Origin of the sequence: Pseudomonas sp. OIL-1 (genome assembly GCF_010669185.1) — a bacterium.
Classification (GTDB): domain Bacteria; phylum Pseudomonadota; class Gammaproteobacteria; order Pseudomonadales; family Pseudomonadaceae; genus Halopseudomonas; species Halopseudomonas profundi.
This window is the reverse complement of sequence record NZ_CP048629.1, coordinates 903159-928807: the sequence shown is the minus strand read 5'-3', so window position 1 is coordinate 928807 and position 25649 is coordinate 903159. Positions and strand designations below refer to the sequence as shown.

Here is a 25649-nt window from a genome sequence, read left to right as displayed (position 1 = left end):
GTCTTGTTTTCGGCCAGTATGCGTTACGGCTCAGGTGCTTGCCAGCCCTGTGCTATGGCTATCACCAATCCGCGGTCACGCCTGGCCGACCTACGTAAACGGTAATTGACCGCCACCATAGTCAGCAGCAGCAAGGCGCCAACGGCATTGTGTGCCACCGCAACCGGCAGTGGCAGGTGTGCCAGCACATTGGTTATACCCAGGCTGACCTGGGTGCCAAGCACCACTACCAGCAATCCCGCCAGGCCGGTCTGGCCGAGCCTGAACAGTCGCCATGCCAGCAGCAGCACCAGAACGCTGGTCACCACTGCGCCGATTCGGTGACTGAAATGAATCGCCGTACGGCCGGGACCGTCGAGCATACCGCCGAGATAATTTGGACCAATCTCCTGAAAGACATTGAAGCCGGCGGCGAAGTTCATGTCCGGCCACCATTCGCCATGGCAGGTGGGCAGGTCCACACAGGCGACGGCGGCGTAGTTACTGCTGGTCCAGCCGCCCAGCGCGATCTGGCCAATAACGACCAGCAGCACCAGCCGTGCAAGCTTTCGCGTTCCATTCACGGCCGGGGCAGGGGTGAGGGGCGGCAAGGAAGAGGACAGGCGCAGATTCAGCAGTAGCAGCAGGCTTAACGTAGCGAAGCCGCCGAGCAGGTGGGTGGTGACGATTTGCGGCCAGAGTTTGAGCGTTACGGTCCACATGCCGAACAATGCCTGGCAGATGACCAGCACCAGCAAGCCCAGGCTGAGCCCAGTCGGGTAACCCGGTTCGTTGCGACGGCGCAGGGCAAGCACCGCGAGCCCGAGAATCAGCAAGCCGAGCAGGCCGGCGGCGTAACGATGGATCATTTCGGCCCAGGCCTTGAACGCCTCCACAGGGTCGTCGGGGAAACGCATCTGCGCCATCTCAAGCGCCGAATCGCTCCGCGGCACGCTCAGAAAGCCATAGCACCCCGGCCAGTCCGGACAGCCCAGCCCGGCATGCACCAGGCGGGTATAGGCTCCCAGGATCACTACCACGAAGCCCAACGCCAGGGCGACCAGAGCCACGATCGATACATTTCTGCGCATGCTCGCTTATCCTACCTTTGAGACTTTCAACAAATGCTTGAGGTCATCCAGCAGTTGCTTGCCGGGTTCGTCCGGGTCCTGGTGCAGCACGATTCTGCCGAGCGGATCGATAACCCACAGCTGAGCGCCCTGACGCCAGGATTCCGGATGTTCATTCAGACTGCGGAAATAAGCATCAGTGCTCAGGGTGGAATACTCGAGCCTGGGGAAATCATTCTGCAACCGCTCCGAGAGCCCGGCGGGCTGTGCCTGCCCTGAGGCCAGCACATGCACAACGCGGCCGGCTTCGCGGCCCAGCGCCACGTTGATCTGGCGCGCCTCGTGCACCAGTTCCATGCAGGTATCGGTACACGCTTCTGCGCTGGTCACCACCAGACGCCACGGCGCGCCGTAACCGACCGGCTCGAGCGGCATATCCCAGTCTTCTGCGGTGACTACCGGCTCCACCAGGTCCGACTTGTTCTTCTGCGTATCCGGAATACCAATGTCGAACTTCGCCATGACCCAGGCAGCGAATATTGGCAGTGCAACAACACTCATAATTGCCAGCAACTTGAGCTGGCCGCGGGGTTTGTTATTGAGATCGGTCTGTTGGTTCGTTGCGTTCAATGTTTCGCATCCCCGTCGGGTTCAGGCCGAAAACCGGCCCAGATAAACAGAATCAGCAATGCCAGCGCCAGGGCGAACCACTGAACGGCATAGCCGGTGTGTTTGCTGGCTGTCATTGGCAAAGCCGGCCAGTCGAGTGTGAAAGCAGCGGGGCTGCCGCTGCGTAAGCGTGCCACATGGGGCAGTAGCTCGATATCCGCCTGGTCGGTCATGCTCTGCAGTTCAATGCTGGAAATCAACCGTGGCCAGGCCTCCGATACGCTGCCGTTTTGCTGAAGAAAACCGGCTTCACTCGGCGCCACCATCTGTGCGTCGAGGCGCTGCTCGCCCTGCGGTGTGTCGATCTGTGGAGCAATACGACGATCCGGCCACGGCAGCCAGCCCCGGTTGACCAGTACCTGTTCGCCGCTGGGTAGGTCATGAAAAACCTGCAGAACCTCGACACCGGCCTGGCCATCGCGAATCCGGTTGTCGAGCAGCCAGATGTATTGTGAATCGAAGCGGCCTTCAAGGTGGACCGGACGCCAAGCTGGATCGGGCAAGCGGATTGCATCGTGCAGGGGCACAGGAACTGCCGATTCGGCCTGATCGATTACCGCCTGCATCTGGCGTTTTTCCTCGGCGCGTTCCAGCTGCCACCAGCCCAGGCCAAGCAATAAGGGCATGAACGCCAGCACCCACAGGCTCAGCAGCCAGCCGGGACGGAAGCGTGCCGGCATCACCGCGGCAGACATGGCTTCGTGCGGCCTGGATGGAAGGCTATACTCGGGCAAATTCGAATAAACATGGATGGGATGCTTATGTGGTTGAAACTGGCCATTCTGGTCTTGCTGGCGGCACTGGTAGCAAGTCTGTTCAGTGGATTGTTTTTTCTGATGAAGGATACCGGGCGCAGCAACCGACTGGTCAGTGCTCTGTCTCTACGCATCACCTTGACCGTTGCCGTGGTAGCACTCATTGCGTATGGCTTCTGGTCCGGACAGTTTGGCTGGAACACGCCCTGGCTCAATTAATAGATTCCCTGAATGAGTTGCCAGCGCGGTTGCCCGCGCTGGCGATGCTTCATAGGACGTAGACAAAAATAAACAGACCTACCCACACCACATCGACGAAATGCCAATACCAGGCAGCGGCTTCGAACCCGAAGTGGTTATCGGGCGTGAAGTGGCCCTTCATTACGCGCAACAGAATGATGGTGAGAATCAACGTACCCATCGCCACGTGGAAGCCGTGGAACCCGGTCAGCATGAAGAAGGTCGCGCCGTAGATTCCCGAATCCAGGGTCAGACCCAGGTCGTTATAGGCATGCATATATTCCATGATCTGCAATGTCAGGAATACGGCCGCCAGGATTACCGTCAGCAACAACCAGAGCGTCAGGGCCGTGCGCTTGGCCGCCCGCAGCGCATGGTGGGCGAAGGTGACAGTGATACTCGATGTAATCAGTATCACGGTGTTGATCAGCGGCAGTTGCCAGGGGCTGATGGTCTCGGTGGGGCCGGGATAAACCGCCGGGTCGGGGTTCTGCAACAGGGGCCAGACGAACTGGAACTCGGGCCATAGCAGTCCGGATTCGCCCTTGTGCCCTTCGCCCGCCAACCAAGGGCCGGCGAGCATGCGCACGTAGAAGAGGGCGCCAAAGAACGCAGAAAAGAACATCACTTCAGAAAAAATGAACCAGCCCATGCCCATGCGGAACGAGCGATCCATCTGCGCACTGTAGAGACCCTGACGGCTTTCGTTAACGACGTTACTGAACCAGCCGAACATCATATAGGCGATGATCAATATGCCCGCCAACAATATCCAGTAACCGATACTGCTGTCAGAGTCGGCGCTCATGTTGTTCATCATAGTGCCGGCGCCGAACACCGTCACCAATAGCCCGATCGAGCCAACAATCGGCCATTTGCTCTGCGGCGGTACATAGTAGGTTTCATGACTCGTGTCGTGACTTGCCATCTTTTGTTCTCCTTATAGGCAGCCTGATTAACGCGGCATGCAGTATCAGTTGGGGTGCTGCATTGAAGCCAGATCAAGGCTGGCTGCCATACGTTCGGTCACATCAAACAGAGTGTAGGCCAGGGTGAGCCGTTGGACCTCACCAGGCAGCGCGGCATCCACGATGAAGCGCACCGGCATCTCGACCCGCTCGCCAGGTTGCAGCACTTGCTGGGTAAAGCAGAAACACTCGGTCTTGTGGAAATACGCCGCGGCCTTGGATGGCGATACGCTGGGAATCGCCTGTGCGACCATCGGCTTGTCGGTAGGGTTGTATGCGGTGAAGATCATCTCGCGGGTTTCGCCAGGGTGCATCACCAGTTGATTCGCGGCGGGGCCAAACGACCAGGTCATGCCTTCGGCATTGGTCGAAACGAACTGCACGCGAACCGAGCGGGTCTCATCAATGGCCGACACGGTGCCTTCATAGGCCGTCCCGCGGGTTTTGCCGTTGATGCCGAAGGCATCGCACATCACGTCATAGATCGGCACCAGCAGGAAGCCGAAGCCGAACATGCCTACTACCAGCAAAGCCAGTCGGGACACCAGTCGTTTAGTGCTGACGCCTTCGCTCATGTCGTTACCTCACTTCACTTCCGGTGGGGTGGTGAAGGTGTGATACGGAGCCGGTGAGGGCACGGTCCATTCCAGACCTTCCGCGCCTTCCCAGGGCTTGGCGGCAGCTTTCGGGCCGCCACGGATGCACTTGATGACGATGTACAGGAACAGCAACTGGGTCGCGCCGAACATGAAGGCGCCGATGGAGGACACCATGTTGAAGTTGGCGAACATCATGTTGTAGTCGGGAATCCGCCGCGGCATGCCTGCCAGACCCACAAAGTGCATCGGGAAAAACGCGAGATTCATCCCGATAAAGGACATCCAGAAGTGTGTCTTGGCCAGTACCTCGTCGTACATGTGGCCGGTCCACTTGGGCAGCCAGTAGTAGGCCGAGGCAAAGATGCCGAAGATGGCGCCGGGCACCAGTACGTAGTGGAAATGCGCCACCACGAAGTAGGTGTCGTGATACTGGAAATCCGCTGGTGCCATCGCCAGCATCAGGCCCGAGAAGCCGCCGATGGTGAACAGGATCACGAAGGCCACCGAGAACAGCATGGGCGCTTCGAAGGTCAGTGAGCCGCGGAACATGGTCGACACCCAGTTGAATACCTTCACCCCGGTGGGCACCGCGATCAGCATGGTGGCGTACATGAAGAACAGTTCGCCGGTAAGCGGGATACCCACGGTAAACATGTGGTGAGCCCATACCGCGAAGGACAGGAATGCGATGGCGCCGGTGGCATAGACCATCGAGGTATAGCCGAACAGCGGCTTACGGGCGAATGCCGGGATGATCATGCTGACCGTGCCGAAGGCCGGCAGAATCATGATGTACACCTCGGGATGACCGAAGAACCAGAAAATGTGCTGGAACATCACCGGATCGCCGCCACCCGCCGCGTTGAAGAAGCTGGTGCCGAAGTGGATATCCATCAGCATCATGGTCACCGCACCCGCCAGAACCGGCATCACGGCAATCAGCAGGAAGGCGGTGATCAGCCAGGTCCAGACGAACAGCGGCATCTTCATCAGCGTCATGCCCGGCGCGCGCAGGTTGAGGATGGTGGCGATGATGTTGATCGCCCCCATGATCGAACTGATACCGGCCAGGTGGATGGCGAAGATGAAGAAGGTCACGCTCGGCGGGGCGTAGGTCGTGGACAGTGGGGCGTAGAAGGTCCAGCCGAAATTCGGGCCACCGCCTTCCATGAACAGCGTGGAAATCAGCAGACCGAAGGCCGCCGGCAACAACCAGAAGCTGAAGTTGTTCATCCGCGGCAACGCCATGTCCGGTGCCCCGATCATCAGGGGGATCATCCAGTTGGCCAGGCCGACGAAAGCCGGCATCACGGCGCCGAACACCATGATCAGACCGTGGCTGGTGGTCATCTGGTTGAAGAATTCCGGCTGCACCAGTTGCAGACCGGGTTGGAACAGCTCGGCGCGGATAATCATGGCCATGCTGCCGCCGAGCAGGAACATTGCGAAGCTGAACCACAGGTACATCGAGCCGATGTCCTTGTGGTTGGTAGTCAGCACCCAGCGCATCAGGCCCTTGGCCGGACCATGTCCATGGTCGGCGTGATGGTGATCGATCACTGCACTCATGACAGGTCTCCTATTGATCTTCTTCAAATTCGAGGATGTCGAGCGGTGTCACCATGTCGCCGGTGTCGTTACCCCAGGCGTTACGTTCGTAGGTGATAACCGCTGCCAGATCCACCTCGGAGAGCTGCGGACCGAAAGCCGCCATGGCGGTGCCGGGGCTGCCATTGACCACGATGTCGATGTGACCGGTGAGATCGTTCAGCACCATGTCGCTGCCGACGAGCGAAGGGAAAGCGCCTGGAATACCCTGGCCGGTAGGCTGGTGGCACGACGCGCAGGTGCTGGAATAGACTCGCTCGCCCCGTTCCATCAGCTCTTCGAGCGTCCATTCCTTTTCAGTCAGTTCGGCTTCGCGTGCGGCAAACTCCTTCTTCTCTGCGAGCCAGGCGTCATAGTCTTCCTGCGAACGAGCGTCGACCACGATGGGCATGAAAGCATGGTCGCGGCCGCAGAGTTCGGTGCATTGTCCGCGGTAGATGCCGGGCTCTTCCACGCGGGTCCAGGCTTCGTTGACGAACCCGGGGATGGCGTCCTTCTTGACCGCCAGCGAGGGAACCCACCACGAGTGGATCACGTCCGCAGCCGTGACCAGAAAACGAACCTTTTGGCCCACCGGAATGACCACCGGCTCGTCCACCTCAAGCAGGTAGTTCTCGCCCTTGTCGGCCAGGTTGTTGATTGCGTCGCGGGAGGTGGTCATGTGGCTGAAGAAGGAGACGTCTTCGCCGAGATAGCTGTATTGCCAACGCCACTGGTAACCGGTCACCATGATATCGATGTCGGAATCGTCTGCGTCGTAGATATCGATCAACGTTGTGGTGGCCGGTATCGCGATGCCAACCAGAATAAGCAGGGGGATAACGGTCCAGAGAATTTCGACCGTCAGGTTCTCATGGAAGGTGGCCGGAACGGCTCCCCGGGATTTCCGGTGCATGAACATCGACCAGAACATGATCCCGAAGACGATGACGCCAATGGCCACACAGATCCAGAAAATGGTCATATGGAGGTTGAAGACCGAGTGACTGACGTCGGTCACCCCCCTGGTCATGTTTACTTCCCAGTCGGCGCTGGCGGAACTGCTGACTGCTGACAGTGACAGACCACCCAGCCAGGCACTTGCATATCGCAACATTCCCGGTTCCCCTGTTTATTTTTTTTATCAACCAAACTGGCGCAACGGGGAGTTCAACCTATACGGCAACGGTCTCGCAGAAGCTTGCCCACATTTCCCCCAAAGGTCCTGACAGGCAGAAGCCTGGCCCCCCGAACAGCTACCAGACAGATCCGAGTATAGACCTGGCGGAGGTGATCGCAATATCTCGTTGCGGTTTATTTTGATAAAGGTCAAGCAACGGCCAGAAGTCTTGTGCTAGTCAGTAACCCATTCAAGGCCGTTTGTGACGTGTTCAACAAGCCGCGCAAATAGGTTTAATGGCTCATGAATGAGTCACTTTGACGGTGTCAAAAGCCTCTGCTAGCTTTGAATGACTTACCGTATCCCCACCGCGGGCAGCGTCATTATCCCGCACGGAGTCTCCATGAATATTTCCGCATTAAGAGAGCGTGTCGCCGAGGCGCGCTCGGATCAGCAGGGCGAGGCAGCGCTGAAGGACTGGCTGGAGCACAGGCTGCCGGACCTGCACCCAGCCATAGCACCGGAGCCGGGTGCCACCGCAGCGTTGCTGCGCTTTATCAATGCGTACATTGCCCAGGTGCCGGATATTCTCGAGGCAGCCGAAGCGGTGGCAGAGGCTGCGCAGATCCGCACCCAGCTGCTTCCGGTACTGAAAGTCGCTGAAGCGTTTTTCCTGCAGCCGCCTGCTTTACCAGCTGACCACCAGGGCATTCTGGCGCTCCTTGATGAGGCGTATCTGTCCCATCGGTTGGTAGAAGAGGTCAATGATCGGTATGTGATACATGAATGCGGTCCGCTGATTCCGTTGGGCATGACCCGCGCCAATCTGATCGTGCATCAGTTGTTGGGCGAGCCTTTCTCCAACGAGCTGGATGCAGAGGTAGAACGCGCAGTGCAGGCCCTGGTGCCGGAAACGCTGTTTGAAGGCGAGGCATTTCAGGCCTACAAGGCGCAGATTGATCCCGAAACCTGTCGCCGGTTATGGGACCAGTGGCCGTGCATGTCCGAGGAGCTGGGGGTGGAGATCAAGTGGCGCGGGGCCGCCTGATCTCCCGCTTCACTTCTTTTTCAGTTTCGGATTGGGAAAAAACTGCACCGTATGAGAGGTTGCGGCCGGCTTCGCCGGCTTGGCCACGGTCACCCGGGTCGGAATTTCGCGGGGCACAGAATTGCCCCGCTCATCCAGCGTGTCGGCAAAGCCGCACTCGACACATTCGCGGTGCTGGGCGCCGTCCTCTTCAAACATGACGATGGTGTCCATCTTACTGCAGGCGGGGCATACCGCCCCGGCGATGAAGCGTTTTTTTACTTCGGTCATGCCGCTTGTTCTCCGGTCAGGCCGCTGTGTCGCAGCAGCGCATCAATCGACGGTTCGCGCCCGCGGAAGGCGACGAACAATGCCATGGGCTCACGGCTGCCGCCCTGCGCCAGAATCGCCTCGCGGAAATCGCGACCGGTTTCGCGGTTGAAAATGCCCTCTTCCTCAAAGCGCGAGAACGCATCCGCAGACAGCACTTCAGCCCACTTGTAACTGTAGTATCCGGCCGCATAACCCCCGGCAAAGATATGCGCGAATCCGTTCTGGAAACGGTTGAACGCAGGCGGGCGCAGCACCGAGGTTTCGTCACGTACTGCATCCAGTACTTGCTGGACGCTGCGGCCCGGTTCGCGTCTGGCATGTAGCTCGAAGTCGAACAGGGAGAACTCGATCTGCCTGAGCATGCCCATGCCGGACTGGAAGTTGCGTGCCGCGAGCATTTTTTCCAGCAGGTCCTGCGGAAGCGGCTCGCCAGTCTCGTAGTGACCTGAGATGAGCTCCAGCCCTTCCGGCTCCCAGCACCAGTTCTCCATGAATTGACTCGGCAGCTCGACCGCATCCCAGGCGACACCGTTGATCCCGGAGGCAGAGGCATAATCGACCCGGGTCAGCAGATGATGCAACCCATGGCCAAACTCGTGGAACAGTGTGGTGACCTCGTCGTGTGTGAGCAGCGCCGGTTTGTCGCTGGCCACCGGCGGTGTGAAATTGCACACCAGATAGGCCACCGGCCGCTGGATCGCGTCACCCGGTAATAGGCGACGGTCACGCGCGCCATCCATCCAGGCGCCGCCGCGCTTGTTGCTGCGAGCGTACAGGTCTAGGAAAAAGCGACCGATGACTTCGCCGTCTTCGACGATTTCGAATAGCCGCGCGTCGGGGTGCCAGCGATCGAAGTCCTCGACCTCGCGCATGTCCACGCCATAGAGCCGGCCAGCGACAGCAAACATGCCATCCAGCACCTTGTTCACTGGAAAGTAGGGGCGCAGTGCTTCCTGGGAAATGGCGTAGCGATGCTGGCGCAGTTTCTCGCCGTAATAGCCCAGGTCCCATGCCTGGAGATCCTTACAGCCTTGTTCGGCGGCATAGTCGCGAAGCGCTTGCAGATCGGCTTCGGCGGCCGGTTTGCTGCGCTTGGCCAGATCGCGCAGGAAGCCCAGTACCTGGTCAGTGCTTTCGGCCATTTTGGTGGCCAAGGACAGCTCGGCATAATTGGTGTAGCCAAGCAGTTCGGCCAGCTCCTGGCGCAGTGCGAGGATCTCTTCGATCAGTGGGCCGTTGTCGTTGTCGCCGGCATTTGGGCCCTGATCCGAGGCGCGCGTGCTGTAGGCGGTATACACCTCTTCACGTAACGCCCGATTATCGGCGTGGGTCATTACCGCAAAATAGCTGGGGAATTCCAGGGTGATCAGCCAGCCGTCCAGCTCGCGTTCTTCGGCAGCCTGCCGAGCCTGCGCCATGGCAGATTCGGTCAGGCCTTCAAGCTCGGCGGCATCGGTGATGTGCTTGGTCCAGGCCTGGGTGGCGTCCATCAGCTGGTTGGAGAATTTGCTCTGCAGCTCGGACAGCCGCATCTGCATCTCGCCGTAGCGCTTCTGCTGTTCCGGGGGCAGGGCGATGCCGGACAGGCGGAAGTCACGCAGAGTGTGCTCGATGATGATCTGCTGGGCAGCGTCCAGTTTGGCAAAGCCATCGCTTTCCGCCAGCTGGGTATAGGCTTCGAACAACGGCTGGTTTTGGCCGAGCTCGGTGAAATATTCACTGAGCAACGGCAGGCAGCTGTTATAGGCGTCCCGTATTTCGGGGCTGTTCATTACCGAGTTCAGGTGGCCTACCGGGGACCAGGCGCTGGAGAGCCGGTCCCCCAGGTCATCCAGTGGCTCGATAAGGTCTGACCAGGTCCACTCGGTTGGGTTGGTCGCCAGCAACGCGTGCAGCTGCTTGCGGTTGTCCGCCAGGATCTGTTCGATGGCCGGTTTGACGTGCTCGGCCTTGATGGCACTGAATGGGGGCAGGTCATAGGGTTGCAATAACGGATTCGACATGGCGTTTGGGTATCCTGATTCGAGAAAACACGGACTTTGACCGTCATCTTATTTAATATGACGCCTTTTGGCACGGATGGTGGCTTCACCAACGCTAAACAAGTGCGGCCGGCACATTATTTTTCGACCGGCCGCAGATGAAACGCAGCCGTGCAAGCCTGATAACCCTTCGGCGTCCTGGTGCCGGATATTTGCCGGGAGCTCCCCGCATGAGGTGCAAAGCCATGAATGTAAGACCTTTCGCAGACAAGATTCCGCAGCTCGGGCAGGGCGTATTCGTTGATCCCTCGGCCGTGGTGCTGGGTGACGTGGTGTTGGGTGATGACTGTTCGGTCTGGCCCGCAGTCGTCATACGCGGCGACATGCTGCATATCCGCGTCGGTGCGCGCACCAGCATTCAGGACGGCAGTGTGCTGCATATCACCCACGCCGGCCCGTTCAACCCTACCGGCTATCCATTGATCATCGGTGATGACGTGACCATCGGCCACAAGGTGCTGCTGCACGGCTGTACCATCGGCAGTCGCTCGCTGATTGGCATGGGCAGCATCGTGATGGACGGCGCCGTGATCGAGGATGAGGTGATTCTGGGTGCAGGCAGTCTGGTGCCCGCCAATCGCACGCTCAAGAGCGGGCACCTCTATGTGGGTAGTCCAGCGCGGGCAATCCGGCCGCTGAACGACGACGAAAAAGCCTTCTTTACCTATTCCGCCAACAACTACGTGCGCCTGAAAAACGAACACCTCGCGGAAGACTGGGCAGGCTGATCGCGCCAAGGAATGGTTTCGGTCTGCTAATTACTGCTGAATCAGAGACATGAATAGTAGCCCGGCGAACCTGTTGCGCTGCTGAACCTGGTTTATGATCCTGGGCTGCTTCCACTCGAAGCTGTTCTCCAACCATTCAGCACGCGAGGCACCATGACCAACCTTACCAATCGCAAAATCATCCTCCAACAGCGCCCTCAGGGCGAGATTCGCGACGGCGATCTGGTCATGGAGCAAGAGCCGGTACGCGACATCCGCGACGGCGAGGTTCTGCTCCAGACCCTTTGGCTGTCTCTCGACCCCTACATGCGTCCCCGTCTGAACGACGCCAAGGGTTATATGGACCCGGTCGGCATCGGCGAGACCATCGTTGGCGAAAGCGTATGCCGTGTCATCGAATCAAAATCCGATAACTACAGCGTTGGCGATCTGGTCACCTGCTACACCGGCTGGCAGGAATATTTCATCATCCCCGGCGACGCGCAGATGGTTTACAAGATCGAGCCCAAGGGCGTACCGCTGCAGGCGTATCTGGGCGTCGCGGGCATGCCGGGGCGGACCGGTTATTGTGGTCTGAAATTCGTTGGCAAGCCCAAGGCTGGCGAAACTGTGGTGGTGTCTGCGGCGTCGGGCCCGGTTGGCACCGTGGTCGGCCAGACCGCCAAGCAGATGGGGTGCCGCGTGGTAGGTGTCGCCGGCGGTGAAGAAAAATGCCGCTTCGTGGTCGAAGAGCTGGGCTTTGATGCCTGCGTCGATTACAAGGCCGGCAACCTGCAGGCTGATCTGAAGGCGGCCTGCCCGGATGGCATTGATGTGTACTTCGAAAACGTCGGCGGCGAAGTCACCCGGGCGGTGGCTACCCTGCTGAACCCCGGCTCGCGCGTGCCGATCTGCGGTTATGTGTCAGCCTACAACGCCGAAGATGCGAGCAAGGTCGAGACGCCTTTCCATGTCTTCAAGGCGATGGACAATCCGCCGGAGCACCGCTTCTTCCTGGTGACCGAGTGGCAGGACCGTCATCAGGAAATCACCGGCATACTGGCTGATCAGGTGGCTAACCATCAGCTGAAATACCGCGAGACAGTGGCTGAAGGTCTGGAGAATGCAGTCGAGGCGTTCAAGGGAATGCTCAAGGGCAAGAACTTCGGCAAGCAGCTGGTTCACATCGCCGACTGATCTGGGTCAACAGCGAGCCGACGTCCAGCGCCGGCTCAGTCTGGGGGCCCTGGGGGTGTAGCGCGCCCGCGCTACGCCAAGCTCGCAATCAACGCTAAACCCCGTCGGCGCGCAGGCGCACGCCAACCCCAGGGAAGCCCCACTCGGAGCTGCTACGTCAAAATGGAGAATGCAGGGTGCGGCAGGCAACGCATCCCTGGGGGTGTAGCGCGCCTGCGCTACGCCAATGTCGCAAGCAAACACCAAAGCCTATCAATGAGACCGAACGCGGACCGCGTACTTACCAAACCCGTCGGCGCGCAGGCGCACGCCAACCCCAGGGGGACTCGGCTCGCAGCGCTCCTGGGGGTGTAGCGCGCCTGCGCTACGCCTATGTCGCAAGCAACACCAAAGCCCATCAACGAGTACGAACGTGGCCGGAGGTGCTCATCACACCCCGTCGGCGCGCAGGCGCACGCCAACCCCAGGGGGGCTCGGCTCGCAGCGCTCCTGGGGGTGTAGCGCGCCTGCGCTACGCCAAGCTTGCGGGCAACGATCAACAACCCCAACCTAACCCCTCCAGCTTCCAGCCCTTAACCCTGAATCAACTGCTCCAGCTGCTCAATCCGCGCCTGCAGCGTCGCCTTGTCGGCACAACGTAGCGTGGCGTGACCGACCTTGCGGCCTGGCTTGAAGGCCTTGCCGTAGTGATGCAAATGACAATCCTTAATCGCCGTAACCTTCTCGACCGGCGGCACTTCCCCGATCAGATTGACCATGGCGCTTTCGCCGACCCGCGCTGTGGAGCCAAGCGGCAATCCGGCAATGGCGCGCAGATGGTTCTCGAACTGGCTGCACTCCGAGCCCTCAATCGTCCAGTGCCCGGAGTTATGCACCCGTGGAGCGATTTCATTGGCCTTGAGCCCGCCATCGATCTCGAAGAATTCGAAGGCAATCACGCCGACGTAATCCAGCTCCTTCATTACCCGGCCCAGATAGTCCTCGGCCAGGGTTTGTAAGGGATGCTCACTGCTGGCGACCGAGCGCCGCAGGATGCCATCTTCGTGAACGTTGTGAACCAGCGGATAGAAGCGTGTTTCGCCGTCACGGGCGCGCACGCCGATCAGCGAGACTTCGCCTTCAAAGGGTACGAAGCCTTCGAGTATGCAGGGCACACTGCCCAGCTCGGCGAAGGCGTTGTGTGCATCCTCAGGATAGCGCAGCACCTTCTGTCCCTTGCCGTCGTAACCCAGCGTGCGGGTCTTGAGTACAGCAGGCAGGCCGATGCGCTTGATGGCCGCTTCAAGGTTGTCCTGCGACTGGATGTCGGCGAATTCCGGGGTGGGAATGCCCAGTTCGAGGAACATGGATTTTTCGAACCAGCGATCCCGGGCGATACGCAGCGATTCGGCGTTGGGATAAACCGGAACGAATTGCGACAGAAAGGCCACCGTCTCGGCCGGCACGCTTTCGAATTCAAAAGTCACCACGTCGGCTTCATCCGCCAGCTGGCGAAGGTGATCGTGGTCGTTGTAATCGGCGCGCAGATGTTCGCCTAGCGGCTGTGCGCAGGCATCCGGAGCCGGATCAAGGAATGCAAACTGCTGGCCTAGGGGGGTGCCCGCCAGCGCCAGCATCCGTCCCAGTTGTCCACCGCCGATTACGCCAATCTTCATGATGCTATCCTCACGCCTGACGCGGGTCCGGGTTATCCAGCACCGTCTCGGTCTGCTTGTTGCGAAAATCCTTCAATGCCTGCTGGAACTGCGGGTGCTTGGCACCGAGAATGCTCGCTGACAACAACGCGGCGTTAATCGCCCCGGCCTTGCCTATCGCCAGCGTGGCAACCGGAACGCCGGCAGGCATCTGTACGATGGAAAGCAGCGAATCAACACCGGACAGCATAGACGACTGCACCGGGACGCCCAGCACCGGCAGGTGGGTCTTGGCCGCGCACATACCGGGCAGGTGGGCGGCGCCGCCGGCACCGGCAATGATCACTTCGATGCCGCGGCTATCGGCTTCTTCAGCATACTGGAACAGCAGATCAGGGGTGCGGTGAGCGGAAACCACCTTCACCTCATAGGGAATGCCAAGCTGCTCGAGCATATCGGCCGTATGGCTCAGGGTCGACCAGTCTGACTTGGAGCCCATGATCACGCCAACCAGTGCGGTCATTGTTGTTGCCTCATTCAGTTGTGCCGCTCAATTGCGGTAAAAACCAACAAGCCACGCAAGAATGACTGGCGTGGCTTGGTGGTGCAGTCTGCTGAAGGGAATGCCCCAGCAGTGCGCGGAATATGAAGCGGCACAGTATAACCACATTCGACTGCGATCAGAACTGATCTGCGCCGCGCATGAGCGCAGCGCTAAGCTTCAGTTCACCACCAGCCTCACAGGGTGGGGGAGTAGCGTGATTTGGGCGTCGCCATAGGCAGCGGGCCGTCGTCAATCAGGCGGAATTTTCCGGTTTCAGCATCGTAGGCCCGGATCTCGCAGGTTTCGATATCGTATACCCAGCCATGGATGAACAACTGCCCGCTTGCCAGACGCGCCGCCACCGATGGGTGAGTGCTCAGATGGTTCAGCTGCGCCACCACGTTCTCCTCGGTCAGGGCACCCAGGGTGGTGTGATCGGCGCAGCCGCAGTTCTCCTCAACCACCACTCTGGCAACCTCGGAATGGCGCAGCCAGGCTTTTACCGTCGGCATGCGTTTGAGCGAGCCAGGGTTGAGTACTGCCTTCATTGCGCCGCAATCGGAATGGCCACAAATAATGATGTGATGCACATCCAGCGCCATCACGGCGAATTCGATAGCCGTTGAGACGCCACCCATCATCTGACCGTAGGCCGGTACCACGTTGCCGACATTCCGGGTAACGAACAGATCGCCCGGCGCACTCTGGGTAATCAACTCGGGTACCACGCGCGAATCGGCGCAAGTGATGAACATGGCCTTGGGCTTTTGCTCATGCGCGAGCTTCTTGAAGAGCTCCTGCTGCGCTGGATACACCTCTGTACGAAACCGCTTCAGTCCCACGACGATCGATTGCAGGGCTTCCTCAGCTGTTTCCGGCTGGCCTGAATTATCTTCGCTCATCTCTATCCTCCAGTTTTCTGACCCACGCAGCGGCGAATATTGCACCGCTGCACGGGTAATCAGGCTTCAATTTCAATCAGGATCTCGCCGGGATTGACCCGGTCGCCCTTGGCCACATGCACGGCCTTGACGGTGCCGGCGATCGCGGCCTGGATTTCGCTTTCCATCTTCATTGCCTCGCTTACCAGTACAGCCTGGCCGGCCTTGACCGAGTCGCCAACGGCAACCAGTACTTCGACAACGTTGCCCGGCATGCTGGTGGTGACATGGCCCGGGTGGCTGGCCTGACGACGCTGGCCTGACTCGCCGCTGGCGGTAAAGGTATTGAGTGGCTCGAACACGGCCTCCTCAGGCATGCCGTCCAGGCTCAGATAAAAATGACGCTTGCCAGTCGATTTGACACTGACCCCAGTGATATCCACCCGATAGGATTCGCCGTGCACGTCAATGATGAACTCGGTCGGCACACCGTCCTCGGACATCGGCTTGGCTTGCTCGCCGGTCTGTGGCAGCAGTTCCTCGGGCTTGAGCGTACCGGCGGCGCGCTCTTCGAGGAACTTGCGCCCGATATCGGGGAACATGGCGTAGGTGAGTACATCTTCCTCGCTGCTGGCGATGCTGCCGGCTTCTGCGCGCAGTTTGTCCATCTCCGGCTGGATCAGGTCCGCCGGCCGCACGTCGATCACCTGCTCGTTGCCAATGGCGCGGCGCTGCAGATCCTGATTGATCGGCCCTGGCGCCTTGCCGTAACGGCCTTGCAAGTAGAGCTTCACTTCGTTGGTGATGGTCTTGTAGCGCTCGCCCGCCAACACATTGAAGACCGCCTGGGTGCCGACAATCTGTGAGGTTGGTGTCACCAGCGGAGGAAAGCCCAGATCCTCGCGCACCCGCGGAATTTCCTCGAATACTTCCTGAATGCGGTTAAGCGCGTTCTGTTCCTTTAGCTGGTTGGCCAGGTTGGACATCATGCCGCCCGGCACCTGGTTGACCTGCACCCGGGTATCTACGCCGGTAAATTCGCTTTCGAACTGGTGATACTTCTTGCGCACCTCATGGAAGTACATGCCGATTTCCTGCAGTAATTGCAGATCCAGACCGGTGTCGTAGGGCGTACCTTTAAGGGCGGCAACCATGGATTCGGTGCCCGGATGGCTGGTGCCCCAGGCCAGTGACGAAATGGCCGTGTCGATGTGGTCAGCACCGTTCTCGATGGCCTTGATCTGGCACATTGCGGCGAGGCCGGCGGTGTCATGCGAATGGATATACACCGGCAGCGACTGCTCGCTCTTCAGCGCCTTGACCAATTCACCTGTGGCGAAGGGGGTCAGCAGGCCGGCCATATCCTTGATCGCCAGCGAATCGCAGCCCATGGCCTCCATCTGCTTGGCCTGTGCAACAAACGCCTCGACGGTATGCACCGGCGAGGTGGTGTAGGCGATGGTGCCCTGGGCATGCTTGCCGGCGGCCTTGACCGCTTCGATGGAGGTGCGCAGGTTACGCACATCGTTCATGGCATCGAATATGCGGAACACATCGATGCCGTTAGCGGCGGCCTTGTTGACGAAGGCGCGCACCACGTCATCGCTGTAATGGCGATAGCCAAGCAGGTTCTGGCCGCGCAGGAGCATTTGCAGGCGCGTGTTGGGCAGCGCTTCGCGCAATTGGCGCAACCGCTCCCAGGGGTCCTCCTTGAGAAAGCGGATGCAGGCGTCGAAGGTCGCGCCACCCCAGACTTCAAGGGACCAGTATCCCACCTGATCCAGCTTGGGGCAGATAGGCAGCATGTCTTCGGTGCGCATGCGAGTCGCCAGCAGGGACTGGTGGGCGTCGCGCAGGACGGTATCGGTGATTGTGATGCGTTTGCTCATGGTTTTGTCTCCTCATGAGCTGGAAGCTCGAAGCTTGAAGCGGGGTGTCGGCCTGCCGCTTCCGGCTTTCAGCTTTCAGCTGAATTTATAGTCCTGCATGCGCAGCAATGGCCGTGGCGATCACCAGGGCTATTTCCTCTGGCTTGCGCTTGGTCGAGTAGCGTGTGAGTTCGGGATGGGTCTCGACGAAACTGGTGTCGAATACGCCCGTGCGGAACTCCGGGTTGCGCAGGATTTCCTGGTAGTACTGCGTTGTAGTCTTGACCCCGTGCAGATGCATGTCATCCAGCGCGCGCAACCCGCGGTCAAGTGCTTCTTCCCAGGTCAGGGCCCACACGATCAGCTTCAGACACATCGAATCGTAATAGGGCGGGATGCTGTAACCGGTATAAATCGCCGTGTCCACTCGCACACCCGGCCCGCCCGGCGCGTAATAGCGGGTGATCTTGCCGAAGGAGGGCAGGAAGTCATTCTTCGGGTCTTCGGCGTTGATGCGGAACTGGATCGCAAAACCCTGATGTTTGATGTCCTCCTGCTTTACCGAAAGTGGCAAGCCTGAGGCGATGCGGATCTGTTCGCGGACGATATCGATGCCGGTGATCTGCTCGGTAATGGTGTGTTCGACCTGCACGCGGGTGTTCATTTCCATGAAATACACTTCGCCCTCGGCCAGCAGAAACTCCACCGTTCCGGCGTTTTCATAGCCCACGGCCTGCGCCGCGCGCACGGCCAGATCACCGATATAGGCACGCTGCTCCGGGGTCAGCTGCGGGCTGGGCGCAATTTCGATGAGCTTCTGGTTACGCCGCTGGATCGAACAGTCACGCTCGAACAGATGCACGGTATTGCCGTGACTGTCGGCCAGGATCTGCGCCTCGATGTGCCTGGGATTGACGATGCACTTTTCCAGGAACACATCCGCCGAACCAAATGCCTTGGTCGCCTCGGAGATGACCCGTGGCCAGGCCTGTTCCAGTTCCTGTTGGCTGTTGCAGCGACGAATCCCGCGCCCGCCGCCGCCAGATGTGGCCTTGAGCATGACCGGATAGCCGACACGCTCGGCCTCTGAGAGCGCCTGTTGCAAATCGCTGAGGTTACCTTCGGTGCCGGGTGTGACCGGAACGCCGGCCTTGATCATGCTGCGCCGGGCCTCGGTCTTGTCGCCCATGCGGCGAATCACTTCTGCGGAGGGGCCGATGAACCGGATGCCGCGTTCGGCGCAGATCTCTGCCAGCTCGGCGTTCTCGGAAAGGAATCCATACCCGGGGTGCAACGCATCACAGCCGGTTTCCACGGCCAGATTGACCAGTTGACGCGGGTTCAGATAGCCGGCCAGCGGGTCGCTGCCAACGTTATAGGCTTCGTCCGCGCGCTTGACGTGCAGCGCGTAGCGATCCGCCTCGGCATAGATGGCGACCGAGCGAATATTCAGCTCGGCGCAGGCGCGGACAATTCTGACGGCAATTTCACCGCGGTTGGCGATGAGTATTTTCTTGATCATGGCCGTTCCTCCTGAGAGTGGTCGGTAGGGTCCTCGCTGCCGTCACGGCCTTGACGGGTGAGCACCTGTAATCAAGCTACGCCTGCACGCGCTCAGAGAGAAACGAATAATATTTGCACTAGGTATTAGTAATTACTAATGTATTACGCTGAGTTCACAACCTTTAAGGAATAGCCATGCGCCGTTCGCTATGGCGTATCACCTTGCGTCAGCTGCAGGTGTTCCGTGCGGTCTGCCATACGCGTTCGTATAGCCGCGCGGCCGATGAAATGGCATTGACACAGTCTGCGGTCAGCCAGCAGATCCGGCAGCTGGAGGAGCTGGTCGGAGCGCCGCTGTTTGAATATGTTGGCCGCAAGCTGTATCTCACCGAGGCGGCCGACCATTTGCTCGAGGCGAGCGAGGACGTGTTTCAGCGGCTCGATAACCTGGACATGAGTCTGTCTACGCTCAAGGGCAGCCTGCGCGGCGAATTGCGCATTGCGGTTGTCAGCAGCGTTCAGTACCTGACGCCGCATCTACTGGCCGCCTTTCTGCAGTGTTATCCGGACGTCAGCTTCCGTCTCGAAGTGACCCGCCGAACGCAGGTGATACAGCGCTTGCAGGATAACCGTGACGATGTGGTGCTGATGGCACTGGTGCCGGAGGATCGGGCGCTGGAGTTTTTCCCTTTCCTGAATAACCCGATTATCGCTGTGGCGCGGCCGGATCACCCGCTGGCGGGGCGCAAGGACCTGGCGCTCGCGGAGCTGGAACAGCATGTGTTGCTTCAGCGCGAGCCGGGCTCTGGCACGCAGAAAGCGGCGGACGATTTTCTCGATGAAAAGCGCGTGCATCCCCGTCGCGTATTGCAGCTGGGGTCCGGCGATTCAATTATTCAGGGCGCGCTGGCCGGACTGGGCGTTACGCTGGTCACTCAGCATGCCGCGGCGCCCTTTCTGCGTAGCGGTGAGCTGGTACAGCTGGACTTCCTAGGGTTGCCACTCTATCGCAGCTGGTGCGTTGTGCATGCGCGGGGCAAGCGCCTGAGCCCCGTGGCGGAAGCCTTCCTGGGCTTCATGCGGGAAGAGCGTGCCTTGATCAGGCGTTTGGCGGAGCACTTCAGTGGGCCGGCCGGCGCTGGAAGCCAGCCCCCAGGCTGACAGTATCGAGGCGGCATGCTTGAATGACTCAAAGCCTGTCCAGTGACGGCTGAATACCCAATAATGACGCCCCTTGGCTGGAACGCTGTTCCGCCGCCGCTCTGCCGTCTTCCAACACACATAAAGGAAACACGATAATGGGTCTGGTCCTGATTCTGATCGCGCTGATTGTCTTTATTGTCCTGGCGACAACGCGACTCAAACTGCATCCCTTCCTGGCCCTGCTCGGCGCCGCGCTGCTGGCCGGCTTCGCCTACCAGTTGCCGGCCCTGGAGATTGTCGGGCACATCACCCGAGGCTTCGGTGGCATTCTCGGTTACATCGGCATCGTCATTGTGTTTGGCACCATCATCGGCGTCATCCTCGAACGCAGTGGTGCAGCTATCACCATGGCGGAATCGGTGATCAGCCTGCTGGGTGAACGCTTTCCCACGCTGACGGTGTCGATCATCGGGTATCTGGTGTCGATTCCGGTGTTCTGCGACTCCGGCTACGTCATTCTCAACTCGCTGAAAAACGCCCTGGCGGCGCGGATGAAGGTATCTGTGGTAGCGATGAGCGTGGCGCTGGCGACCGGCCTGTATGCCACCCACACCTTTGTGCCGCCGACCCCGGGCCCGATTGCTGCGGCCGGTAATCTGGGACTGGAATCCAGTCTGGGGCTGGTGATCCTGGTGGGTCTGGTCGTGTCGTTTGTTACCGCCATGGCCGGCATGCTGTGGGCCAACCGCTTCATCGGCAAGGACATCGAACTGGAAGATAATGGCGCGCCGATCATGGACAGCAACGACTATCAGGCCATGCGTGACAGTTATGGTCAGCTGCCGAGCGCGGCCAAGGCCTTCGCCCCCATCTTCGTGCCGATTGCGCTGATCTGTCTGGGCACGGTGGCCAACCTGCCTGCCCGCCCCGTGGGTGAAGGGGGGCTGTATACCCTGATCGTTTTCCTCGGCCAGCCGATTTTAGCTCTGGCGATTGGTCTGGCGCTGGCCTGCACGCTGCTCAAATCGGACAACAAGCGACAGGAGCTGCATGACCGGGTGGCGCAAGGCATCGTAGCTTCGGCACCCATTCTACTGATCACCGGCGCCGGTGGTGCCTTTGGTACCGTGCTCAGTGCCACGCCGCTGGGGGATTATCTGGGCCAGACGCTGTCCTCCCTGGGCATTGGTCTGTTCATGCCCTTCCTCGTTGCTGCCGGATTGAAGACCGCCCAGGGGTCGAGCACGGTATCCCTGGTCACCACCTCGGCGCTGGTAGCGCCGCTGCTCGGGCAACTGGGTCTGGACAGCGAGATGGGCCGGGTACTCACGGTAATGGCAATCGGTGCCGGCGCCATGACGGTATCCCACGCCAATGACAGCTTCTTCTGGGTGGTCACCCAGTTCAGCCGCATGAAGGTGGCCACGGCTTATCAGGCGCAGACGGTCGCCACCCTGATCCAGGGTGTGGTGGGCATGTTCACGGTATGGCTGCTCAGCCTGGTGCTGCTGTGATGAAACTGGTGATCGCCCCCGACTCGTTCAAGGAAAGCCTCAGTGCCGACGATGTGGCCAGCGCCATTGCCCGGGGCTGGCAGACGGTCTATCCCGACGCGGATATCCGCCTGTGTCCGATGGCCGATGGCGGCGAAGGCACCGTGGATGCTGTGCTTGCCGCCAGCGGAGGCGAGCGGCGCGAGCTGAGGGTGTGCGGTCCGCTAGGCCAACCGGTGCAGGCCCATTGGGGCTGGCTGGAGGATGGCCAGGCGGTGATCGAAATGGCGGCCGCCAATGGTCTGCACTGGATCGAGCCGGCCCAGCGTGATGCCCGCATCACCACCAGCTACGGCACCGGGGAATTGATACTGGCGGCGCTGGATGCCGGAGCCCGGCGTATCATTCTCGGTATCGGTGGCAGTGCCACCAATGACGGCGGAGCCGGGCTGCTGCAGGCGCTGGGTGTGCGGTTGCTGGATGCCGCTGGCGAGCCGCTGGCAACAGGCGGCGCAGCACTGATCAATCTGCAGCGCATCGAGCTGGACGGCCTGGACCCGCGCCTGACGAGTGTGGAAATGCTGGTGGCCGCGGATGTGGACAATCCGCTGTGCGGCCCGCGTGGCGCTTCCCATGTATTCGGTCCGCAGAAGGGCGCCACGCCGGAGCAGGTGGAGCAACTAGATCGGGCGTTGGGGCATTTCGCTGATGTGATGGCGGCCACTCTCGGCGAGGACCACCGTGACGTACCAGGGGTCGGTGCTGCCGGAGGTCTGGGCTTTGCCGCCCGGTCGGTACTCAGTGCCAGCTTCCGGCCGGGCATTGAACTGGTGGCGGAACTATCCGGGCTGGCCGCGGCGATGCAGGGCGCCGACCTGGTCATCACCGGTGAAGGTCGGCTGGATGGTCAGAGCCTGCACGGCAAGACGCCGGTGGGCGTGGCGCGCGTCGCCCAGGCCGCCGGGGTGCCGGTGATCGCACTGGTCGGTAGCCTGGGTGACGGTTATCAGCGGGTGTACCAGGCCGGTATCGAAGCGGCATTCAGTCTGGCGCCGGGACCGGTCAGCCTGGAGCAGGCCATGGCCGAAGCCGATAGCCAGCTGCAATCACGCGCCGCGGACATCGCCCGGCTCTGGCGCCTGGCTGCGCGCTCCGTCTGATGCGGCGGCATGTGTCCTTCTCTGTCGAGCCCTAGGACCAGTGGCTGGAATCGCGCAGTTGGCTGCCGAGCAGGTCATGAAAGTCGCAGACCTGCTTGTGCAGGACCTGGCTGTCACGGTACTCCTCGATGGCTCGCCGATAGGCCATGCGCTTCTTGTCCTGCTCGAGTCGCCGTTGGCGGCGCAGGCTGCTGGTACTGTCGGTTGCATTGTCTGGATGGAACGCCATGGTGCATCTCCGTGCAGTGAGTAGCTGACGGTTCTATCCTTGATGACATCCATGACGTATCCATGACAAGGGGCCCGCTGGCGACGAACGGCAAGGTTGAAATGCCTCGCAGGGCGGGCCGAAGATCAAGCCTCGCGCAAATGCCTTTCCATCTCCTCTTCACGCTCCTTCGCTTCGATGGACAGGGTGGCTGTCGGGCGTAGAAGCAGTCGTTTGAGGCCGATAGGCTCACCGGTTTCGGCACACCAGCCGTAGCTGCCGTCGGCAATCCGGTCGAGGGCCTGGTCAATCTTGTCGAGGAGCTTTTTTTCCCTTTCCAGCAGGCGCAGCTGCCATTGGCGCTGTTCTTCGGCACTGCCGCTGTCAGCAATGTCGCTGCCCGGTTCGTATTCGCGTAGAGCCTGAAACTCGGCGTCGATGCGCACCTGCAGATCAGCACGCTGTTCCAGCAGCAGCTTCTGAAAGAACGCCAGCTGGCCCTCATTCATGTAATCGTCTTCGGGCTGGGCTAGTAATTGTTCGGTTGTGAGTGCTGTTTCGCTCATGGTAGTTGGCCTTGTTCAGGTGGCTTGAGGCTCATATCTGAAATGAATTGCCGGCTTAAGTTCCACTCGCAGCAGCTCAGCGGCTGGCAGACCGCAGCGATGCCAGCCGCGACTGCCAGTCACCGCCATTCACGCGGGCACATTCTTCCTCCGTATCGAAGCGGACATGGGCTTTGACTGTGTCGAGTGCAACGTCGGCTTCTTTCAGAGCCTCCGCGCTAAGCTGATACATGCGTTTGCCCTGACCGGTCTCGAGTGCCCGGGTAAGATTCTCGCGGGTATCGAACACCCAGATGATTTGCAGACTGCCGGGAAACGCATGGCGCTCCGCTTCATGGGTCAGCCATGAGAAGCCGACAATTTCGGCCTTGGCGGTTTCACATGCTTGAGTCAAAGAAGAAACGAGCCGTCGCTCGATCTGTCCCTGTTCGCGCTGACTGTTGATCATATTCACCTCGGTGACTGTCCTGTCTGATCGATTTTAGACCGTGGCTTTATCCAAAGGTGCCGGCTTGAGAGCTTATAGCGGCGGGGGCTGGTTGGTCGATGCCGCATAACCCGGCGTAGCGCAGGCGCGCTACACCCCCAGGGTGTGCTGCGGGCTGGTTTTCTGGGGTTGGCGTGCGCCTCGGGCCGCGTTCGGACTCGGCGACGGGTTTGCGTGCTGCTTGCCAGCTTGGCGTAGCGCAGGCGCGCTACACCCCCAGGGTTGGCATTAGCTGCCGCACCGTAGATAGACGAACACGAGCCGGATCAGGACGCGACGCCGATTTCGCGCAGGTAGTCTTCATAGGTGCCGCTGAAGTCGGTCACGCCGTCTGCGGACAACTCGATAATGCGGGTAGCCAGGCTGGAGACGAATTCCCGGTCGTGGCTGACAAAGATCAATGTGCCGGGATAGTTATCCAGCGCCAGGTTGAGTGCCTCGATGGATTCCATGTCCAGGTGGTTGGTCGGTTCGTCCATGACCATCACGTTGGCCTTTTTCAGGATCATCTTGCCGAACAGCATGCGGCCCTGCTCGCCGCCGGAGATGACCTTTACCGATTTGTCGATGTCGTCATTCGAAAACAGCATCCGGCCGAGCGTGCCGCGTACCAGCTGCTCGCCACCCTGGGTCCACTGTGACATCCATTCGAACAGGTTGCAGTCGTACTTGAAATCATCGCCGTGTTCCTGCGCGAAGTAGCCCACGTCAGCGCTCTCTGCCCACTTGACGGTGCCGGCCAGCGGCTGCATTTCGCCCACCATTGTGCGCAGCAGCGTGGTTTTGCCGATGCCGTTGGGCCCGATAATGGCGACCCGTTCCCCGGCTTCGATCTGCAGGCTGAGGTTCTTGAACAAGGGCACGCCATCAAACCCCTGGCTGACCTGGTCCAGAATGACCGCCTGACGGTGCAGCTTCTTGTGCTGCTCGAAGCGAATGAAAGGGCTGACGCGGCTGGATGGCTTGACCTCGTCCAGCTGGATCTTGTCGATCTGCTTGGCGCGGCTGGTGGCCTGCTTGGCTTTGGACGCGTTGGCAGAAAAGCGGCTGACGAAGGTCTGCAGCTCGGCGATCTGCGCCTTTTTCTTGGCATTGTCCGATAGCAGGCGTTCACGGGCCTGAGTCGAGGCGGTCATGTATTCATCATAGTTGCCCGGGAACAGGCGCAGCTCGCAGAAATCCAGATCAGCCATATGGGTACATACGCTGTTCAGGAAGTGACGGTCGTGGGAAATGATGATCATGGTGCTGTTGCGTGAAGTCAGCACGCCTTCCAGCCAGCGAATGGTGTTGATATCCAGATGGTTGGTCGGCTCGTCGAGCAGCAGGACTTCCGGATTGGAAAACAGCGCCTGTGCCAACAATACCCGCAGTTTCCAGCCGGGCGCGATCTCGCTCATCGGGCCGTTATGCTGATCGAGCGGGATGCCCAGGCCGAGCAGCAGTTCGCCGGCGCGGGACTCGGCGGTGTAGCCATCCATCTCGGCAAATTCGGTTTCCAGCTCAGCGACCTTCATGCCGTCCTCTTCGCTCATTTCCGCAAGCGAATAGATGCGGTCCCGCTCGGCATGCACTTTCCACAGTTCTTCATGGCCCATGATCACCGTGTTCAGTACGCTGAAGTCTTCATAGGCGAACTGATCCTGGCGCAGTTTGCCCAGGCGCACATTGGGCTCGAGCATAACCTGGCCGCCAGATGGGTCCAGCTCCCCGCCGAGAATCTTCATGAACGTCGACTTGCCACTGCCGTTGGCGCCGATCAGACCGTAGCGATTGCCGCCGGTGAATTTGACAGAAACGTTCTCGAAAAGGGGTTTTGCCCCGAATTGCATGGTGATATTCGCGGTTGAAATCAAGATGAAGCCCTGC

General features: G+C 60.1%; 25 protein-coding genes. 7 read left to right on the top strand and 18 right to left on the bottom strand.

Annotated features, from left to right (window positions below):
* Positions 1–23: 23 nt before the first annotated feature.
* Genes G3M63_RS04240 through G3M63_RS04230 form a run of 3 tightly spaced genes read right to left on the bottom strand, consistent with a single transcriptional unit; the run spans position 24 to position 2413 of the window.
* Positions 24–1070, bottom strand: a complete 1047-nt coding sequence (locus G3M63_RS04240; RefSeq protein ID WP_163981951.1) for a heme A synthase — start codon at positions 1068–1070, stop codon at positions 24–26.
* Between the two features lie 6 nt (positions 1071–1076).
* Entirely contained in the window at positions 1077–1679 is a 603-nt protein-coding gene (locus tag G3M63_RS04235) for a hypothetical protein (protein ID WP_163981950.1), read from the bottom strand.
* Positions 1676–2413 carry an SURF1 family protein gene (locus G3M63_RS04230; protein WP_256669937.1) on the bottom strand — a complete coding sequence of 246 codons (738 nt, stop codon included), beginning with the start codon at positions 2411–2413 and terminating at the stop codon, positions 1676–1678. The genes G3M63_RS04235 and G3M63_RS04230 overlap by 4 nt, the downstream gene beginning before the upstream one ends.
* 66 nt (positions 2414–2479) lie before the next feature.
* Here G3M63_RS04230 and G3M63_RS04225 point away from each other — a divergent pair, with 66 nt between their 5' ends.
* On the top strand, positions 2480–2692 hold the full coding sequence (locus tag G3M63_RS04225) for a twin transmembrane helix small protein (protein WP_163981949.1): 213 nt from the start codon (positions 2480–2482) through the stop codon (positions 2690–2692).
* A gap of 49 nt (positions 2693–2741) precedes the next feature.
* Here G3M63_RS04225 and G3M63_RS04220 read toward each other — a convergent pair whose 3' ends face one another.
* From G3M63_RS04220 to coxB, 4 genes are read right to left on the bottom strand one after another with little or no spacing between them, the layout of a single operon-like run.
* On the bottom strand, positions 2742–3641 hold the full coding sequence (locus G3M63_RS04220) for a cytochrome c oxidase subunit 3 (RefSeq protein ID WP_150299886.1): 900 nt from the start codon (positions 3639–3641) through the stop codon (positions 2742–2744).
* Positions 3642–3686: 45 nt separating this feature from the next.
* Entirely contained in the window at positions 3687–4256 is a 570-nt protein-coding gene (locus G3M63_RS04215) for a cytochrome c oxidase assembly protein (protein WP_163981948.1), read from the bottom strand.
* A 9-nt stretch (positions 4257–4265) separates the two neighbouring features.
* On the bottom strand, positions 4266–5849 hold the full coding sequence (gene ctaD / locus G3M63_RS04210; RefSeq protein ID WP_150299884.1) for a cytochrome c oxidase subunit I: 1584 nt from the start codon (positions 5847–5849) through the stop codon (positions 4266–4268).
* Positions 5850–5859: 10 nt separating this feature from the next.
* Complete coding sequence (coxB, locus tag G3M63_RS04205) at positions 5860–6984, bottom strand: cytochrome c oxidase subunit II (RefSeq protein ID WP_150299883.1); 1125 nt, start codon at positions 6982–6984, stop codon at positions 5860–5862.
* A 406-nt stretch (positions 6985–7390) separates the two neighbouring features.
* On the opposite strand from coxB, the gene G3M63_RS04200 reads away from it, so the two are divergent.
* Positions 7391–8035: a hypothetical protein gene (locus tag G3M63_RS04200; RefSeq protein WP_163981947.1), complete on the top strand. Its 645-nt coding sequence runs from the start codon at positions 7391–7393 to the stop codon at positions 8033–8035.
* Positions 8036–8044: 9 nt separating this feature from the next.
* Here the strand turns inward: G3M63_RS04200 and G3M63_RS04195 are convergent, their stop codons facing one another.
* Both G3M63_RS04195 and prlC read right to left on the bottom strand, forming a co-directional pair.
* On the bottom strand, positions 8045–8305 hold the full coding sequence (locus tag G3M63_RS04195; protein ID WP_150299881.1) for a YheV family putative zinc ribbon protein: 261 nt from the start codon (positions 8303–8305) through the stop codon (positions 8045–8047).
* Positions 8302–10350 carry an oligopeptidase A gene (prlC, locus tag G3M63_RS04190; RefSeq protein ID WP_163981946.1) on the bottom strand — a complete coding sequence of 683 codons (2049 nt, stop codon included), beginning with the start codon at positions 10348–10350 and terminating at the stop codon, positions 8302–8304. The genes G3M63_RS04195 and prlC overlap by 4 nt, the downstream gene beginning before the upstream one ends.
* Before the next feature lie 224 nt (positions 10351–10574).
* Between prlC and G3M63_RS04185 the strand changes: the two genes are divergently transcribed.
* The gene (locus G3M63_RS04185) at positions 10575–11117 is read left to right on the top strand and encodes a gamma carbonic anhydrase family protein (RefSeq protein WP_150299879.1); all 543 of its coding nucleotides are present in this window, start codon (positions 10575–10577) and stop codon (positions 11115–11117) included.
* Positions 11118–11270: 153 nt separating this feature from the next.
* Positions 11271–12293, top strand: a complete 1023-nt coding sequence (locus G3M63_RS04180) for an NADP-dependent oxidoreductase (RefSeq protein WP_163981945.1) — start codon at positions 11271–11273, stop codon at positions 12291–12293.
* Between the two features lie 572 nt (positions 12294–12865).
* Here the strand turns inward: G3M63_RS04180 and G3M63_RS04175 are convergent.
* The 5 genes from G3M63_RS04175 to G3M63_RS04155 all read right to left on the bottom strand — a co-directional run bounded on the left by G3M63_RS04175 (position 12866) and on the right by G3M63_RS04155 (position 18742).
* Positions 12866–13948, bottom strand: coding sequence for a 5-(carboxyamino)imidazole ribonucleotide synthase (locus tag G3M63_RS04175; RefSeq protein ID WP_163981944.1), 1083 nt, complete (start codon positions 13946–13948; stop codon positions 12866–12868).
* 10 nt (positions 13949–13958) lie between these two features.
* Entirely contained in the window at positions 13959–14450 is a 492-nt protein-coding gene (purE, locus tag G3M63_RS04170) for a 5-(carboxyamino)imidazole ribonucleotide mutase (RefSeq protein ID WP_163981943.1), read from the bottom strand.
* A 215-nt stretch (positions 14451–14665) separates the two neighbouring features.
* Positions 14666–15373 carry a carbonic anhydrase gene (locus tag G3M63_RS04165; RefSeq protein WP_150299875.1) on the bottom strand — a complete coding sequence of 236 codons (708 nt, stop codon included), beginning with the start codon at positions 15371–15373 and terminating at the stop codon, positions 14666–14668.
* 59 nt (positions 15374–15432) lie between these two features.
* Positions 15433–17241, bottom strand: a complete 1809-nt coding sequence (gene oadA, locus G3M63_RS04160) for a sodium-extruding oxaloacetate decarboxylase subunit alpha (RefSeq protein WP_150299874.1) — start codon at positions 17239–17241, stop codon at positions 15433–15435.
* An 85-nt stretch (positions 17242–17326) separates the two neighbouring features.
* Positions 17327–18742 (bottom strand): acetyl-CoA carboxylase biotin carboxylase subunit, encoded by a 1416-nt coding sequence (locus G3M63_RS04155; RefSeq protein WP_150299873.1) that lies wholly within the window; start codon positions 18740–18742, stop codon positions 17327–17329.
* Positions 18743–18918: 176 nt separating this feature from the next.
* On the opposite strand from G3M63_RS04155, the gene G3M63_RS04150 reads away from it, so the two are divergent.
* The 3 genes from G3M63_RS04150 to G3M63_RS04140 all read left to right on the top strand — a co-directional run bounded on the left by G3M63_RS04150 (position 18919) and on the right by G3M63_RS04140 (position 22519).
* Positions 18919–19884, top strand: coding sequence for a LysR family transcriptional regulator (locus G3M63_RS04150; protein ID WP_163981942.1), 966 nt, complete (start codon positions 18919–18921; stop codon positions 19882–19884).
* 137 nt (positions 19885–20021) lie between these two features.
* Positions 20022–21380, top strand: coding sequence for a GntP family permease (locus G3M63_RS04145; protein WP_163981941.1), 1359 nt, complete (start codon positions 20022–20024; stop codon positions 21378–21380).
* Positions 21380–22519 (top strand): glycerate kinase, encoded by a 1140-nt coding sequence (locus tag G3M63_RS04140; protein ID WP_163981940.1) that lies wholly within the window; start codon positions 21380–21382, stop codon positions 22517–22519. Before G3M63_RS04145 ends, G3M63_RS04140 begins: the two co-directional genes overlap by 1 nt.
* 31 nt (positions 22520–22550) lie before the next feature.
* On the opposite strand, the gene G3M63_RS04135 is transcribed toward G3M63_RS04140, so the two are convergent.
* The 4 genes from G3M63_RS04135 to G3M63_RS04120 form a co-directional block, all read right to left on the bottom strand.
* Entirely contained in the window at positions 22551–22748 is a 198-nt protein-coding gene (locus G3M63_RS04135; protein WP_150299869.1) for a hypothetical protein, read from the bottom strand.
* 125 nt (positions 22749–22873) lie between these two features.
* The gene (gene dksA / locus G3M63_RS04130; RefSeq protein ID WP_150299868.1) at positions 22874–23293 is read right to left on the bottom strand and encodes an RNA polymerase-binding protein DksA; all 420 of its coding nucleotides are present in this window, start codon (positions 23291–23293) and stop codon (positions 22874–22876) included.
* Positions 23294–23369: 76 nt separating this feature from the next.
* Positions 23370–23741: a hypothetical protein gene (locus tag G3M63_RS04125; protein ID WP_163981939.1), complete on the bottom strand. Its 372-nt coding sequence runs from the start codon at positions 23739–23741 to the stop codon at positions 23370–23372.
* A 305-nt stretch (positions 23742–24046) separates the two neighbouring features.
* Complete coding sequence (locus G3M63_RS04120; protein ID WP_150299866.1) at positions 24047–25636, bottom strand: ABC-F family ATPase; 1590 nt, start codon at positions 25634–25636, stop codon at positions 24047–24049.
* Positions 25637–25649 lie beyond the last annotated feature (13 nt).